A 16508-nucleotide genomic window follows, 5' to 3' on the forward strand; every position below is an offset into this window, starting at 1 on the left:
TTCATGACTACCAAGCATCGGCATCCATACGAACGTAGGAGAGGACTGCCTGGGGATTGCCGGCCATGGTCATGGCGAGGTGCGTGGTCCCGGCCGCGTCGATGACCGCGTCTTGGAGCCCCCCTTTCCAGGTGAAGCTACGCGTCTTCCAGCCCGTCGCGTCGAGATAGTGATCTTCGATCTTCGACAGGTGCGACACGTTGTACAGGATGTGCGGTCGCCCGAGGTTGTCGACGATGGGAATCATTCGGATCTTCGAATACGAAGAACTACCGCTTCTCGAGCAATCCGAGGACAGCCAATCCACGTCGGCGACGTCTTCCACGATCCACCCCCTTGCCGTCAAACGATGCGCGCGCAGCCAGCGAGTGTAGTCTTCGAAGCCTTCTTCGAACACGACCATTCCGCCGTTCGGCAACGCAAGCGGCACGTGCGAGACTGCAATCACGCAGCTATCCGCGGCCGCCGTCGTCTTGACGTTGTAGACGGGGGCCCACGTGTTCGCGTCGACGCGGCGATGCAGCTTCATCTCATACGATGCGGCCGGATAGGACTGGGTGAAGCTCGCGAGGTACACGTCACCGTTCGACGCGTAGGCGAGACGCAGATCATCGTAGAGGGAGAAGCCGGAGAGCGTCTCGTCGCGCGTCAAGGCTCCCGGCGCGCCGACCCGATAATGCAGGGAACCCGATATCCGGCTCAGGGAGTGCCAATCTCCACCGCCGCGTATGGCGTGGTAAATGTAATCCGCGTCGCCATACGCGAATTGCCAGGATGCGTCGCTGCGCGCGCCAGTGACGAACGAGCCGCCAGGGGAGCGGAGAAAGCGCTGAAAATAGGTCTGGAGCGCGCCACCGTCGCTGGCGAGGACGAGGTCCTCTCGATCCATGGTGACTTCGTCTTGGCCCCACGTCTGGATCGTGCTCGTCGTCCAGAACGTCGGCCCGCGCTCGGCGTGCACGAGGCGCATGTCCTTCATCGGCAGGTTGTTCGGGTCCCTGTACCTGAGGCCCCACATGTATGCGACGTGCGCCTTGCCCGTGGGCTCGAGGGTCAGCGATGCGGTATCGACGCCTAGTGGTGTCTCGGTGATCGTCTGGATCGACGCACAACGGCACGCCGAGGGGGCCCCCGCGGCGCAGCGGCAACCCTGCTCGACTTTGCACGTCGCGCTGCATCCATCGCCCGCGTCGGCGTCGCCGTCGTCGCACTCCTCCTTTCCGACGAGCGTGCCCTCTCCCACAATCTTGCCGTCGCCGCATATCGGCTTGCACGTCGGACCGACGCAGCTCCAGCCCTCCTCCACGGCGCATCTCGCCGAGCAGCCGTCGCCGCTCCTCGTATTGTAGTCGTCACAGGTTTCGGACCCCTCGGTCTTGCCGTCGCCGCACGTGGCGGCGATCGCCAGGGCCCCCTCGCCATCACCGTCCGTCGCTGGTTGGCTTTCGGTGCCCCCGCACGCCGCGGCAACCGCCAGTAGGGGAAGAAGATGGCTGGAGACCAAAGCTCGAGAGGTTTTACGCACGATTATCGGACTCTACGATGACAACTCGCCCATCGGTAGCGGCGAATTTGCGACAGATCCGCCAAGGTATTGGCGCGGATTGTTTCTGGCTGCGTCGAGGTTGCAAAGACCCGCGGAATCGTTTCGCTCAAACGCGATTTGTTCGTATCGAATCATCGATACGTTCGTTCGCCCGCGCAGAATGGAGTCGCGAATTTCGCGATACGGGGCCGGAGTGAGAACGTGTAATCGATCGTCCGTCGGATGACTCGGTCGAGCGCCGTCGATTGGGGGCGCACCACCCGAGGCACGGTCCCGTCGACACCCCATGCTGTACGCAACGTAGCCGAAATTACCAGCATTCGAGGTTGGTCCGTTACGTGCTCCTGTTCCGGCGGCAGCAATGGCAAGGTCGTCAATAACTTCGTGGAGGTTGTATGTATCCGGCTCAGAGGCTGTTCCACATTCGCGCAATTTTCGTCCGACTGCTTACGGCATCTGGGCTGGCGTGCGTCCTCGCATATTCCTTACTCGCATATGGCTGCAGTTCGAATGGTACTGGGGATTCCTCCACGGCGACCCCCCCTGGCGGAGGTGACGCTCCGGTTGGCGGCGGCTCTCCGGACGCGGGCAACAGCGCCAGTAGTGCACTTCCGTATTATCGAATTCGGATCGAGTTCCTCGACCAGGGAGATTGGGCGACGCTAAAAATCGCGGATCCGTCGAAGGTCGTCAAGGCCCGCCAGATGTCGATCACGGGCAAGCCGAACGTGCTTTCGGTTCAGAAAGACCAGCTCGCATTGAATACCAACTTCGGCAGCGATCTATCGGTGGTCGCGGACTATGCGCTCATTCCGAGCGCCGTCGAAGCTCCGCTCCGATTCTCGCTTACGAAAGGTGCCGCGGGGACCGTCACGATTCGCATCTCCACCGTCGTCGGCACGACGGTGACCCTCGTGAAGGAGATCAAGCAATCCGCTCAGCCGATGGATTTCGAGGTGAACGTCTCGGCCCTCAAGGGGACCCCCGCCGTGATGGCGCCGATGGTGCCCGTGAAGAACATGGGGTTGGCGCTCTATTACCCGTGGTACTCGCAGACCAACTGGGTAAATAACTCAGCTTTGAGGGATACGCCGTCGACGCCGTACGCCTCGGACAACTCGGCGGATCTAGCGCGCCAGATCGATCAAGCGCAAAGCGCGGGCATCAACGGCTTCATCGTGTCGTGGATTGGGCCCGGCAGCTCGAGCGACAAGAACATCAAGCTCCTGCTGACCGAAGCCCAGAAGAAGGGCTTCTATATTGGGTTCTTCTTGGAGACCACCGAAGGAAAACTGTCGCAGGACACGCGGAAGGCCATCGACTGGCTGACGTACCTCGCGACGGAATACTCGGGCCACCCAGCCGTCCTCAAGATCGACGGCAAGCCGGTCGTCGTCCCATGGGTGACCAACACGATCCCGGTGGACACGTGGGCCACCATCCGCGCCGGCGTGCGGGCGAATGGCAAGGACGTCTGGCTCGTGCAGGACTGCCAGGAGATGAACTACCTCGATGTCTTCGACGGCGTCTGGTACTCGGGCGGCATCGCGGGGCTCGGTGAGACGGTTCGGTACTACTCCGTGCTTGCGGACAAACCCGCCCCCAAGGTCTGGATGGCAACCGCGATGCCCGGCTTCGACGAGCGTCTCCTCCGCGATCGCGGCCCGAATCCACGCTACATCGATCGCGAAAACGGCGCGTATTTCCGCAAGCAGCTCGACGACGTATTCGCCAACTCTCCGCAGTGGGTCGTGATCTACACGTGGAACGAGTGGTACGAGAACACGTACATAGAACCGTCCAAGAATTATGGTGATCAGTATCTTCGTATCGCCGGCCAATACTTGAAGGACATGCCGAAATGAGCGCCGAGCATCGTGACCTCAGGTTGGGGCGCGCACGCTCTTGCGGAGCCAACGAGAAGACAGCTACTTGATGTAGTACGGGTGCGTGGCCGCGTCGATCCGTGCGATGAGGTCGGCTTCCAGGCTGCCCGCGGCCGGGTTGGCGCCTGCCAAGGTGGCACGTGCCTGGGAGAGGGCTTCGTGCGCGGGCTGCACTTGGATCGTCTTGAGCACGTCGACGGCGCTGCGGCGGGTCTTCCAACCGCGGTAGCCATCGCTGTTGACGATGACGCTCTTCAGCGTCGTCACGAACTTGGTCAACGTCTCGCCGGTGAGGACCGGATTATTGGTAATGTTGCCGCGCATCGATACCGGATCGTTGAAGAGCCGATTGAGGAGCACGTTTTGGAATGTGCTCATACGCGCAGTGTAACCAGGATATGCTGCTTCATCCGCCGTGTGGTCGACTCCGATGGCCAAGGGCCCGTCGAGCAACTTCCATGCGCGCTCCTGATCCAACGGCGATCCAGCGCGGAGAAATGCAGCGGTGGCGTTGATGAAGCCATCCCGCACGCCGCTCAGCGGGAGCTGTCCCTTCAAATGGCTCTCGAGGAGCTCGCGGTACGTAGCGCCCCAGTGCTTCTCCAGCGGATCTTCGGTTCGATCGAACAGTCCGCACGCGGGATCGCTCCAGACGTCGTCGTCCATGCAGAATGGCTGCGGCGGATCTTGAGTCGACATTCCGTAGAGCAGCTTGAGCGCGTCGTGATCGTAGGGGCCCGGATGATCGCGATTGCCGTCGACGGCATCGGGACGGAGGAGATAGTCCATCACGGAGTTTTGCTGCGGAAGCGGAACGAGCGAGCCTTTGAAGTTGTGCATCAGGCCGAGCGCGTGCCCCATCTCGTGGAGCGATATTTCGGCGAGGACCCTCGACACTTTTTCGGCGGGCGTGCCGCCGCTTCCAGCGTGTGCCTCCATGGTGCGCACGTTTTCCATGGCCTCGGCCATCGAACCGCCCCAGAGATTGCAAAGCCGAGCGCTCCGCAGGCCGCCCCAGGTGATCTCCGGCGACGCCGGACGAGCTTCCGGCGCTGCAACCGCGCTGGCGCCCGGTTGCGGGTCGAACGTGTCGATGGCGAGTTTGATGAAGATCTGGCTGAGATAGATACTGGCGCCACGGATTTCGCCGCTGTTGGGGTTGACGCGCATGTTGGCAAACGCGGTATTGAACCCGGGATCGGCATCGTAGATGAAAAAGTTCTTGTCGTCGTCGGCGTAAGAGTCTTCGGGCGTGGCCATCCTGGCCTCGAGCACGCGGAAGCCGAACACTTCGTTCCAGTTCTCGATGCCGGCCTTGATCGCGCCCAGGATGTCGTATTTTGGATATAGTCGCTGGGCCTTCACGAATTCGTCCGAGATAACCCAGGTGATGGGCTTCATGCCGGGCCGGATGTTCCATTTGATGGCCCAATTCATGGAGCTTCCGCCGTTCTTCACGAGCAGAGGATCGGTAAAGTACTTTCCGTTCACGAAGTAAGGTTTGGAGAAGCTCGACATGGGCGACGGCGTGAAGCCTTCTCCCTCCGAATAATGCCGCAGCGCGATGCCCAAGGTGCCCGACACCGTGTGAAGGCCGCCGAGCGCGTCGGGGTTGCCGGGAGCGGTGTCGTCCAGCGTGCCGGTGAAGACCTGCTCGAAGGTGGTTCCGTCGTGGATGCGGCGGAAGTTCTGCATGTACGAGAGATCGACCTGGAAGTGCTTCGGCGCGACGCCGGACGCGTATCTGTCCGAAACGACGCCGAACCGATTGAGGCCGGCCGCCGGATCGAACAACACGTAATCGTCGCTGCCCGGCAGGTTGTCGAAGGGCGCATATCCCTCGACGATTGGGTAAGCCTCGATGATCAGAGTTGGGTCGAAGGTGTCACTCGTCGCGCGACCATCCTGCACGTCGAAGACGAACAACTTGCCATTCTGTACACGGAAGGTGACCACTCGTGTTCCGAGCGAGGTGGCGGCGCCGGCAGGGGCGCCGTAGGAGGTGAAGGGATATGCTTGCTTCCCGTATGCCGAAAGGAAATATTTTTGATTTAACTCGCTCTTGTTGATGGCGAGGTAAAAAGATTGTGGCGCATTCGCATCCGGGAGCGCCTTGGGCTGGAGTGCGGCGACCGTCTTCGAAACGTCACTCGAGACCGTGCGTGAAATGGAGACGAATTCCTGCCCCTGTTGGAGAACGGAAGGGGAGCCCCCCGCGCCGGGAGTGCTTTCATTGGCGCATCCCACGGCCATGAGCAGACTCGGAAACACCACGCACTTCAATTTCGACATCGAACGACCCTCCATGATCCGCCGTCCATTCGGGTGCACGGCCGACTTCAATGTCGAGCAGACCTTACCGGAGACCGTGCGAAGCGCTAGGCGAATCCTCCGTCACTTTTATCGTTTTAACGGACCAACCACGCCACGTACTGGCCAGCCCATCCCAGCCTGGATCGGCGGCACCGGTCGGAGTAAACAGGGAGTGGACAGCTTGGGAATGTGACGGTGTCCGCTATCATAGATACGTTCGTTCGTCCGCGCACTCCGTGCGCAGAATGCGGTCGCGAATTTTGCGATACGGGGCCGGATCGTCGACGAGCAGACTCTTTTGGAGCCACAGCGCGTTATCGAGATTCCCGCCCAACCTGCCGACCTCGTAGAGCACCGCCGCCGGCTTGAATCCGTAGGTGACGCATCCCGAGACGCTCACCCGATTCTTGTCACTGACAATCGAGACGATGGATCGAAACCCGCGGCGCCGCGCCACGTGAACGGCGCAGGCGAGCAACCGCACGCCGATGAGGCCGCGCTTTCCGATCGTCACGTACGCCGAGATCTCGGCGATGCGCGGATACGTCGGCCTTACGGCGAACGGGCGGAGAGAGCACCAACCGACGACCCCATTCGGCACCGCCTCGAGGACCCAAGTGCCAAAGGGCTCCGCCACCTCCGACATCCATCGGCGCCGGCTCTCGGCGGTCACCTGCGCCAGCTCGGGCGTCACGTACACGCCGGGTGGCATCGCCTCGTTGTAGATGCGCGCGATTGCCTCCGCGTCCTGGAGTTCTGCTTTTCGGAACGTCATTGGCCCGGCTCCTCGTATGCGAGGTATTTCTGCATGAGCACGATGTCGCACCATTCGTCGTCGCACGTTTGGAGGGCACCGGACAGGCCCCCCACGCTGACGAATCCGAGACGGACGGCCCATGCCATCGGGTGCGTCGGCTCGCTGGGGAGCACGACGAGCACCGTGTGGAGACGATGCGCGTGCGCGCGCTCGAGCAGATGCGTGGCCAGCCGGCGGCCAAGCCCGCGGCGCCGGCGCGACGTCGCGACCACGAGGCTGATCTCCGCGCAGACGTTGTACACGGGGCGGTAGGTGTGCGGCGCGAGCGCGCCCCACGCGACGAGGCGGCCGCCTTCGTACAATCCGTACGCCTCGAACTTCGCCTCGCCGCCGAAGAGACGCGACCGCAAGTATGCGCGGTCCATCGGCGCCGGCCCCTCCACGGACTCGCCCGCGAACGCAGCCTCGTCGCAGAGCGCGGCGATGTCCTCCAGATCGCCGACCTCGAGACGCCGCATCGTCACGCTCGGCCGCACGTCCTCCGATCTTAGCGCGCTGCTTTCATTCATGGGTCTGCTCATCGGACGCCTCCCGTTTCGTGCAGCGCGAGCGGATCGCCAAACGGGCCATTTTTCAACACAAAAGCGCTCAGTAGTCCCAGTAGGCCGGCACGAAGCGAAAGGCGTCGCCATCGACGGCCACCCGGCCGACGGATGGGAACGACAGGTGCGTGGCCACCAGCAGTTCGCCGGTCGCTGCCAGCTCACGGAAAAGCCGGACGCGGACGTTGACCGACTCCTCGGGATCGTGTTCGAACCCGTTGTGCCATTCGGGGTGATCGAACGAAACTGGGAACACGGCGTCGCCCGCGAACGTCATCCGCTCGCCGCCGGACGCCAGACGGACCACGCTGTGCCCCGGGGTGTGGCCTCCGGTGCGTCGGATAACCACGCCGGGAGCCACCTCTTGCTCCTCCTCGAACGGCCGTAGCTGCTTGTCGTACTCCTTCAGGAACCGCTGCGCGGTCGCCCGAAGCACGTCGGGTATCGGCGACGGCATGGCCGTACGGGAGAAATCGGGCGCCGCCCAGAACGTGATCTCGGCGGCGGCCACGTGGATCCGCAGGTCCGGGCGCAGCCGCTCTCGGATGCCGTCGCCGAGCAACCCGCCAATGTGATCCATGTGCAGGTGGGTCAGCACCACGTCGGTCAGATCGGCAAGGTCGATGCCGGCGGCCTCCAGTCGCAGCGCCAACTGCCCGGCCCGCGGGAAACCCGAGAATTCCTTCCCCAACCCGGAGTCGACGAGGATGGTGCGGCCGCCGCTGCGCACCACGATGACGTTCACCGCCCAATCGAACTTGTCCGCCAGGAACAGGTTATCCAGCCAGGCCCTGCGCACGGCCGGATCGACATTGGTCGACATCGTTGCGAATGGCAGCGGCAGCACGCCATCACTGATCACCAACACGTCAATCTCGCCGATCCGCAACGCATAGCGCGATGGGACCAATTCGTCAGACGCTCGTTTACCGGTGTGCGTGGTGTTGTCTACGCTCATATTTGCATTCATGTCTGTCTCCTCGCGGGTGTTCAATGGAGGCCTTGAAGTCGATGCTGGTGCGATTCCGTGCGCGTCGTTCGAATCGGTCAGTCGACGCGTAGGCTCTGCTCCATCGCGTAGCAATTGTCCCAAACGAACGTGTCGAAGCCCCCAAGCCGGCTCTTCCACTTTCGAGTCAGCGTCGTCACGCATTGCACCGCGACGCGCGCTGTGTAGTCGTCGACCAGAGCCCAGGTATTTCCCATATCTGCTGGGTTGATACCATCGACATAAGCATTCGACTTCAAGGCTTCGCCGACGACTGCCTTCAAATCGTCGTCGAATTCGATCTGCGTTTTTACGTCTTCGCGCGTTCCGAGGCGGGTGACGTGCCCGGTCACCAGCTTCTTGAACGGCAGCTTCTCGATTTTTTCGACCTGGGAGAGCCATCCAGGAATGTCCTGCGAGACCGCTAGGCGGCGAAACGGCATCCATCCGGGAAAGACCACGTCCACGACCATCAAGGTCTCCTGCTCGGGAGCATCGATGAAGATGTTTCCCGGTTCATGCCCGTTGCCATGATAGGACAACTTCAAAACGTGGCTTCCGACCTCCAATGAGTACGTATTCTGAAAAGTCACGGTGGGCACTGGGCGCGCGGGGTCGGCGTCGCGCGCCAGGAGCATTTTCGTCTCGTCGTGGGCAACGATTACGGGATTGTGGCTCAAATCCAGGCTGCCCGTGCCGCCGATATGATCGGCGTGCGAATGGCTGTACACGATATGGGTAATAGGAAGCTTGGTGACCTCGGCGATCGCCTCGTTCAGTTTCGTCGCATAGGTCGGTGGCGCGTCGACGACGACGACACCGGTCTCGTAGACCATGAACATCGACTGGTACGAATTGTCCGTAACCATGTAGAGATCGCGGCCCAGCTTCTCCGTCCGATATCCTTTTTTCGGGTCAAGCCCCGGTCCTTTGGCCCCATCCGGCAAATCGAGATACTTGTCGATCCGGACGCCGATGGGCGCAATCTCTGGAGCGTTTGGGAACGGCCTCCCGGCTTCTCCAGGCGCCGCAATCGAGTCTCGAGTCTCGAGTCCGGGGTTGTCGGTGCACGAAATGCCCAGTAGGAGGATTGCGCAAGCAGAAAGCGTACGAATGATGTGCGGCATGATTTTTCCTTCAGGCGGTCCGTCGAGCGATGTCTCTATTTCGAATCAGTGATGACGTTCGCGTGACGAGCCACGATCGTCGCCCCAGAATTTGCCGAGTCATTGGTCGTTGATTCACTTGTATCCTCCGGGCGCTACGCACCGTTCATGTCCAGGACGAGACAAGGCAATCCGTCGTGACGTCGGGCCATCATTTTTTCGTCGGAGGCCTCTTCAGGGCGGCGCGAGATGGCACGGGAAATTTTTTGCAGCCGTGGGAAATGAGGTTGTCACAATTGCACGGGCCATCTGGTCCATGGTGGTGGAGGCGAACACATGGACTTGAACGACGACAACCCGGCTAGGGCCTTCGAACAGCGCCGCCCGCGCTTGCTACGCATCGCCTATCGCATGCTAGGCGTCATCGCAGAAGCCGAGGACGCTGTGCAGGAGACGTATCTCCGCTGGCATCAGACCGATCGCAGCGCGGTACGGGATGCCGAGGCCGTCTTGGTCCGAACGGTGACACGCGTGTGCTTGGATATCCTCAAATCGGCGCGCGTGCGGCGTGAACAGTACGTAGGCACGTGGCTGCCTGAACCTGTCATGGACGTCGTCGAAGGAGAGGACCTGACGTTATCCCTGATGATGGCTCTGGAGCGGTTGTCTCCCCTCGAGCGCGCCGCGTTCTTGCTGCACGACGTATTCGGTCAGGACTTCGACGTCGTAGCGGCCGCACTCGAACGCGACCCGGCGGCTTGCCGTCAGCTGGCCAGCCGTGCGCGGACCCACGTGCGTGAGGCTCGCCCACGGTTCCCCATCACGGAGCGCCGGGGGCACGAGATAGCTTCGGCATTCTTCGATGCTTCGCGCAATGGTGATGTGAATGCGCTGAAGGCGCTGCTCGCTCACGATGCGGTGGCCTACACCGATGGTGGCGGCAAGGTGAGCGCCTCGCTGGTGCCGATCTGCGGACAAGCCAATGTGATGCAGTTCTTCGCGGATTTGCACCAGCGTCTCGGGCCCGACTTCTTTCAATGTGTGTATCAGGGCCTCGTTGACGGGCTGCCCGCGATGGTTGCGATCGATCCTAGGGGTGGGCTGCAGATCACCGCGCTCGGCATCGAAGAAGGTCGAATCGTCGAGATCTATGTGGTGAGAAATCCTGACAAGTTGGAAGGGGTTCGACGCTTCCTCGGGTGAGCCACGAGACCTCACCGTCCGTACGTGCTCCAGTGCGTTTCGAGTGCCGCGGCGACCTCGGCCGGCTTTTGCAGCACCGTCCAATGGTTGCAGTCGAGTTCGAGGACCTTGACGGCTCGCGTGGACCCGCCGAGCCGGCGGCCGAACTCGACTGGACAGGCGGGATCGAGCGCTCCCCAGAAGACCAGGCTCGGTGCCTTCACGTGCACCAGGGCGGGTTCCCATTCGCCGCCCATCGTCACCGCCGACCGGTACAACTTGAGAATGGCGTCCTTCATCCGCTCGTCGACATGGCTGACCATTTCCCTGGCCATCGCGGGCGGCACATCGAAGTCCGCCACGAGGTCGGCGAACGACTCCGGCTCCGACTCCGCCATGAATTGGTCGCCCGCTCCCGGGTCCTGCCAGGTCCGTGCGAGCGGATGCCAGCGGTAGGCGGCACTGATCGGGCCGTTGCCGCCTGCCCAGGTGCGGACGAGATCAGGCCGCAGGGACGCCACCCGCGCGGTGAGGATGCAACCCCAGTCGTGGCCGACCAGGTCGACCGGCTCACCGAACCGCTCCAGGTGCTGGATCAGCCAGTCGACGTACTCTTCTTTGGTGGAGCCGAAATCCTCCGGCCGCGGAGCGCCGAACCCGGGCAGGTCCCAAGCTTCGACATCCGTCCTGGATAGGTGACGGCGCACAACGTCCCATAGTCGGTGAGTATCGGGAACACCATGGATGAGAACAGCGGGCATGACGGATCCTTTCGGGGGTGGAGGTCTGGCGGCACGCTCGTGCCAATAGCTGGGACGAGATACGGCAAGGATTTGTGACAGGCGTTCTTGCAAATGGGCAGATGCCCGGACACCGACACGACCTGAGCCGAATCCGGCCCAAAGGCCCACCGGCATATCTGCCTGCGGTGCGCTCAGGCGCTGTTTCAAATAGCCAGAAAAAGCGAAACGCCCAAGGTCTGGAACTCCGGGTCTACTTTGTAATCTTTTACTTCGACTCAGCGGCTATCTCAGCAGCAGAAGTAGCAAGGCGTTCCAGGTTCGTTGGCGAAGTCCGCGTTCATCGTGCGCTCGAGATCAGAAATACCATTTGCTCGGAGAGCGGGAAGCAAATGAGAACGTGATCGTAGCACGAGGTATGAGAACAAAATTGAGAGTTCCTCGCCGTCGTCATGCGTTTGCTCGCGTTTCTGCATACGCCGATCGATGTTGATCCATATTCACGCTGCTGGTGGCATGTACCGCTAAAATTCTGTCGCCCGGGGCAGCTTGATTATGAAGAAACTACGTGCGAAAGGTGTGTGATCGATGGTTATCGATGCGACTTCTTGCCGCGTCGGCGGCAGCCGGCTCGTGTTCATATGACCCCTATGACCGACGCACGTTTCGACCTGGCGCCCCTCGTCGAGCGCCTCGTCGCTGCGCGCGACGCGATCGAAGGCATCGTGGGCGGCGCCTGTCTGGTGGTCAATGGAGCAGGCTTCCCTCTCACGCCGCCGACCGTGGCCTATCCCGATAGGGGGCAAGCATGGTCGATCTTGCTGGGGTGGCGGGCGCTCGTCGTCATCACGTTTCCTCAGTTGCCGCCATGGCTGCCGCGCGTGAAGGGGCTGCGCAATCGGGGCGTGCCCGTACTCGAAGGGGAGTGGACGCTGGTTGTCCCCGACCCGACGGTGGCTGTCGAAGATCGCGCGCCGGCCGCACTCGCGTCGTTCCTCGACTACGCGGAAGTCGTGATCGACGCTTATCTGACGATGCACCCGCAGACGGAAACCTGCCTGCCGATCTTTGATCAAACGGCGTTCGAACGAATTTTCCATTGAAAGGTCGGCTCCGCCGCTTGCCCGGGGGCATTCGGGGGCGCCCGACGAGGTATCTGTCCTATGACTGACCCAAACTTCCCAGTGCGGCTCCTCGCTTCGATCGGCGAGCATCTCTGCCAAGCGGGGGTTCGAGCTTCTCTTCAAGGTTCTTCCCTCGCACTGAGTGACCTCGACGCTCGGGTACATTGCGAACTGCTCCGTGGCGACTTCCATCCCCACCTCGTGCCAGTTCGAATACTCTTGGAGCACGGCGCTTTCGCCGCGCCAATCGAGGAGCAAATCGCTGCGGTCGGACCGAGCCCAGAGACGGCGATTCACTACGCGACGAGCCTATGGATCGAAGGGGTCTTTCACCCGTTCTTCGCCTTCGTTCATGGCATCTCGGCGCATTCGCCTCTCGCAATGGTGACCATGTCACCTTCCGGAGAATTGTTGGGGTGGCAAACGTTTGCGCTAGCCCCATTGACGAATGGTGAACCGGTCCCAGAGCGAATGGAGGTGTTCGGGCATCTCGCCGCCGCGATTCTCCCTCAACTCCACGACCGCAGGGCGCATGCCTTGAAGTGCTTCATTCAAAAGACGGCGGGGCCGTGCGCTGGGCCGGCCGATAAGATTGCCGCGAGCTGCCACCTAGATAATCGAGAATGGCCTGAAGGGCTAAGTGAGCTGTTTCGGATTGGGGACAACTGGGGCGAGCTTTCTTCGATGCGGCTCGTGCGCCAGTGGTTCTTCTTCAGGCCGGCGACCAAGGCCGACCTAGGCGAGTCGTGGGACGAACTCGCCGCCAACATTGGGCGTCCGCCCGCGAATGCGCGCGAGCGAAGCGTCTACCCGGTGGCCAACGTAACCGCCCTGCTTGCGACGGAGGTACCGGAGATCGCTCAGGGTAAGGTCAGGGTCGTCGCCACGGCGCGTGAATCGGGCGTGCTGACCAAGGTGGCGGTCGACTCGTTGACCGAAGGCATTGACGCGGTCGCGGCTTGCGTCGGCCAAAACGGCCACCGGATCCTGGCCATCAGGCGGGCATTGAATGGCGAACGGATCGACCTCGTCCCGTGGTCTGGAGATCCAGCGAGATTCGTTTGCAACGCTATGTCTGGGTGTCAGATAGAAAAGATTGTCGTGTACGCCGCGACCCAAGAAATGAAGCTCGTTGTTGCCGACGCGGACATCGAGAAGGCGATGGGGCCCGACGGCGCGAACCTTCGGCTTGCCGCGAACCTCACAGGTTGGAATTTGGGCCTGACTACGAGGTCGGAGGACGATGAAGCTCGGCGGCAGGGGATTCGTGAGCTCCAGAAGATCGAGTTCGTGACTCCGGCGTTGGCCGAGGCATTGGTCGCGAAGGGTTTTTTATCCGCGGCAGACCTAAAAGGCGAATCTGTCGAGGACATTGCGACCATCCTGGGAATCACGCTCGAGTTCGCCCGGAGGTTAAAGGAAGGTGCAGCGCTCCTCGCTTGATGCGTGGAAACGCCGCGGCCCTGATCTCGCAGATCATGTTCAGCGATCTGCGGGATCGTGGTTCTCTCGCTGCAGTGAGACATAGATTCACGATTCAACGAAGTGTTTCGAATGGAACACAGCGTGCTCGTTGCCGACCCAATGACCGCGAGCGCACCTGCGCGGATGTGGAAAAGATGGCGTTGGCTCGTGCACCCGACGAGCCAGAAAGGAAATATCGATATGCGTCGTTTGCTTTCCTGCTTGTTTGGGCTCGGCTTGGTGGTGACGGGCGTGGCTCCCGCGTCGGCCGGTGAGACTTGTGCCGTCAAGTCTCGGCCGACGGGCAAGGTTCTCCAGGGTTACTGGGAGAACTGGGACGGGGCTGCCAATGGTGTGCATCCGCCGTTCGGTTGGGTACCCATCAACGACAGCCGGATTCGCGACCACGGCTACAATGTGATCAACGCTGCTTTCCCGGTAATTCTCTCGGACGGCACGGCCCTCTGGGAGGACGGGATGGACGCCGGGGTCAAGGTATCGCCGCCGGCCGACATGTGCGCGGCGAAGGATGCCGGGGCCACCATTCTGATGTCCATCGGTGGCGCCGCCGCCGGGATCGACCTCAACTCGACGACGGTGGCGGACAGGTTCGTGGCCACGATCGTGCCGATCCTCAAGAAATACAACTTCGATGGCATCGACATCGACATCGAGACGGGCCTCATCGGCTCTGGGAACATCAACCAGCTCTCCACCTCGCAGAAGAACCTGGTCCGGATCATCGACGGCGTGCTCGCTCAAATGCCGTCGAACTTCGGGCTCACGATGGCACCAGAAACGGCGTACGTGACCGGCGGGAGCGTCGCCTACGGCTCGATCTGGGGAGCCTACCTGCCGATCATCAAGAAGTACGTCGACAACGGCCGCCTCTGGTGGCTGAACATGCAGTACTACAATGGAAGCATGTACGGTTGCAGCGGTGACTCCTACGAGGCGGGCACCGTCCAAGGCTTCACCGTGCAGACGAACTGCCTGGCCACCGGTCTGGTCGTGCAGGGCGTGACCATCCGGGTGCCAGTCGACAAGCAGGTCCCCGGTCTGCCGGCGCAACCGGGCGCGGGCGGCGGCTACATGTCTCCCAGCCTCGTGTCGCAGGCATACAGGAGCGTGGGCGGCCTAAAGGGGCTGATGACCTGGTCGATCAACTGGGATGGCTCGAAGGGCTGGACCTTCGGCAACAACGTGAAGTCGTTGCAGGGCCGCTGACGTGCGGAGGGCCTTCTCGGCACGCGACCGACAAGGCTTCATGGTGCACTGGCACGCGTCAACTGAGTACCAGCAATTCACACTTTCGGCTTCACACACGCTCGCGGGAAACGGCCGGTACCATCAAGGAAGATATGCTCGGCGCACGGCGTACTTGAATGCGCCATGCTCCCCCCACGCCGCCGACGCCGGATCCTTAGACGACGTTGACCGTCGCCGATACGACAGGTGGTATGCGCGAGAATGCTCACCGAGACCTCGGCGCGGCGATCACCTGCACGGTGATTCGGGGGCGGAAACACGCCAAGAGGATCATGCAAGCCTGGGAAGCCGTCTGCGGCGGCGATGGTGGCGACGAGGACGACGGCAATCGGTACGCGTGCCAACCGTGGCCGAAAGAACTCGCAGCCGTCGATCCGCCGTTTATCCTCTGATAACGGTGGCCGTCGTGCCGGCATCCAAAGCAAGGTGCGCCACCCGCCTCCGAGAAAGACGAAGCCGGGGCCCGTCGCAGACGCGCTCAAGAAGCTCCTCGCGCTCGTGCCACCGGACATGCAGCTCGCAACGCTCGCGGAGAGTGTGCCGTTTCCGGACCGGTGGCGATACGAATTGAAGTTCGACGGCTACCGCATCCTCGCGTACTGCGAGCGAGCCAACGTCGTCCTCACGTCGAGGCGTGCTCTCGATTGGACGGGCGAATTCCCGGAAATCGCCAATGCCCTACGCGCCCTTCGTCTTCCGGCATGCGTAGTCGATGGCGAGGTCTGTGCAGTGGACGACAGCGGCATCCCGCGATTCAACCTGCTGCAGAATCGCGCGCCGGGTGTTCGCTTGATCTACGTCGGCTTCGATCTGCTTTGGCGAAACGAGGACCTTCGTCGCACGCCGCTCGAGGAGCGCCAAGCGGCCGTCGCAAAGTTGCTAGGCCACGACACTGCGAGCGGGGTCTTTGCCTCGACATCGGCTGAGGGGGACCCTCGGGAGATCCTTCGCCTCGCTTGCCGCGCAGGCTACGAGGGCATCGTGGCCAAGCAGAAACAATCCACGTACTCCGTCGGGCGCTCGAAGACCTGGCTGAAGTTGAAGTGCAGCAAGCGGCAGGAATTTGCAATCATTGGTTACATTCCAATGGTCGGAGGGAAAGTCGTCGGCGCGTTGCTCTTGGCCGTCTACCAAGGAAGCCGCTTCGTCTATGCGGGGCGGACGGGTACCGGATTCACCACCGCGCAGCGCTCCGAGCTCGCCCGCGCACTGGACCGAGAGCGCGTCGACGAGCCGCCGGCCGAGGATATTCCGCGTGACGTCCTCGCGAAGGGGCCGTATGGGCGAAGCCTCGCATGGTCGTCGAGGTCGCATACCTCGAACGAACTCAAAGCGAATTGCGACATTCCTCATTCAAAGGTATTCGCAGGGACAAACGCGCCATAGACTGCATATGGGAGGTGGCGGAAGACGATTCGTAGGCTTCGGCCCGCGGGGTGCACTCGACGCGGATCGAAACGCGGCTCCCGACCTCACGGCGCCGACGCGACAAGCACCGCCGGATGCAGGAGAAGAGCCGCGGCCTGCTGAT

13 protein-coding genes are annotated in these 16508 nt (G+C 62.0%); 6 read left to right on the top strand and 7 right to left on the bottom strand.

The features are described from left to right. Window positions 1-7 precede the first annotated feature (7 nt). Window positions 8-1525, bottom strand: a complete 1518-nt coding sequence (locus LVJ94_48780) for a myxococcus cysteine-rich repeat containing protein (GenBank protein WXB04779.1) — start codon at window positions 1523-1525, stop codon at window positions 8-10. A 725-nt stretch (window positions 1526-2250) separates the two neighbouring features. Here LVJ94_48780 and LVJ94_48785 point away from each other — a divergent pair. Beyond that, window positions 2251-3411 carry a glycoside hydrolase family 99-like domain-containing protein gene (locus tag LVJ94_48785; GenBank protein WXB04780.1) on the top strand — a complete coding sequence of 387 codons (1161 nt, stop codon included), beginning with the start codon at window positions 2251-2253 and terminating at the stop codon, window positions 3409-3411. Between the two features lie 63 nt (window positions 3412-3474). On the opposite strand, the gene LVJ94_48790 is transcribed toward LVJ94_48785, so the two are convergent. The 5 genes from LVJ94_48790 to LVJ94_48810 form a co-directional block, all read right to left on the bottom strand. Further along, window positions 3475-5724 carry a zinc-dependent metalloprotease gene (locus tag LVJ94_48790; protein ID WXB04781.1) on the bottom strand — a complete coding sequence of 750 codons (2250 nt, stop codon included), beginning with the start codon at window positions 5722-5724 and terminating at the stop codon, window positions 3475-3477. A gap of 226 nt (window positions 5725-5950) precedes the next feature. Further along, the gene (locus LVJ94_48795; GenBank protein ID WXB04782.1) at window positions 5951-6520 is read right to left on the bottom strand and encodes a hypothetical protein; all 570 of its coding nucleotides are present in this window, start codon (window positions 6518-6520) and stop codon (window positions 5951-5953) included. After that, a complete protein-coding gene (locus tag LVJ94_48800; protein ID WXB04783.1) occupies window positions 6517-7083 on the bottom strand; it encodes a GNAT family N-acetyltransferase in 567 nt (188 codons plus the stop codon). Before LVJ94_48800 ends, LVJ94_48795 begins: the two co-directional genes overlap by 4 nt. Window positions 7084-7150: 67 nt before the next feature. Continuing rightward, the gene (locus tag LVJ94_48805; protein ID WXB04784.1) at window positions 7151-8062 is read right to left on the bottom strand and encodes an MBL fold metallo-hydrolase; all 912 of its coding nucleotides are present in this window, start codon (window positions 8060-8062) and stop codon (window positions 7151-7153) included. 89 nt (window positions 8063-8151) lie between these two features. Beyond that, a complete protein-coding gene (locus LVJ94_48810) occupies window positions 8152-9219 on the bottom strand; it encodes an MBL fold metallo-hydrolase (protein WXB04785.1) in 1068 nt (355 codons plus the stop codon). A 315-nt stretch (window positions 9220-9534) separates the two neighbouring features. Between LVJ94_48810 and LVJ94_48815 the strand changes: the two genes are divergently transcribed. After that, the gene (locus LVJ94_48815; protein ID WXB04786.1) at window positions 9535-10401 is read left to right on the top strand and encodes a sigma-70 family RNA polymerase sigma factor; all 867 of its coding nucleotides are present in this window, start codon (window positions 9535-9537) and stop codon (window positions 10399-10401) included. Between the two features lie 11 nt (window positions 10402-10412). Here LVJ94_48815 and LVJ94_48820 read toward each other — a convergent pair whose 3' ends face one another. Continuing rightward, window positions 10413-11141 carry an alpha/beta hydrolase gene (locus LVJ94_48820; GenBank protein ID WXB04787.1) on the bottom strand — a complete coding sequence of 243 codons (729 nt, stop codon included), beginning with the start codon at window positions 11139-11141 and terminating at the stop codon, window positions 10413-10415. A gap of 629 nt (window positions 11142-11770) precedes the next feature. On the opposite strand from LVJ94_48820, the gene LVJ94_48825 reads away from it, so the two are divergent. The 4 genes from LVJ94_48825 (at window position 11771) to LVJ94_48840 (ending at window position 16363) form a co-directional block, all read left to right on the top strand. Further along, complete coding sequence (locus tag LVJ94_48825) at window positions 11771-12223, top strand: hypothetical protein (protein WXB04788.1); 453 nt, start codon at window positions 11771-11773, stop codon at window positions 12221-12223. A 240-nt stretch (window positions 12224-12463) separates the two neighbouring features. Beyond that, a complete protein-coding gene (locus LVJ94_48830) occupies window positions 12464-13687 on the top strand; it encodes a DUF6348 family protein (GenBank protein WXB04789.1) in 1224 nt (407 codons plus the stop codon). 111 nt (window positions 13688-13798) lie between these two features. Next, window positions 13799-14935 carry a chitinase gene (locus LVJ94_48835; GenBank protein WXB04790.1) on the top strand — a complete coding sequence of 379 codons (1137 nt, stop codon included), beginning with the start codon at window positions 13799-13801 and terminating at the stop codon, window positions 14933-14935. 468 nt (window positions 14936-15403) lie between these two features. Then, complete coding sequence (locus tag LVJ94_48840) at window positions 15404-16363, top strand: hypothetical protein (protein WXB04791.1); 960 nt, start codon at window positions 15404-15406, stop codon at window positions 16361-16363. The last annotated feature ends 145 nt before the right edge of the window (window positions 16364-16508 follow it).

Source organism: Sorangiineae bacterium MSr11367, from assembly GCA_037157805.1.
In the GTDB taxonomy this organism is placed as follows: domain Bacteria; phylum Myxococcota_A; class Polyangia; order Polyangiales; family Polyangiaceae; genus Pendulispora; species Pendulispora rubella.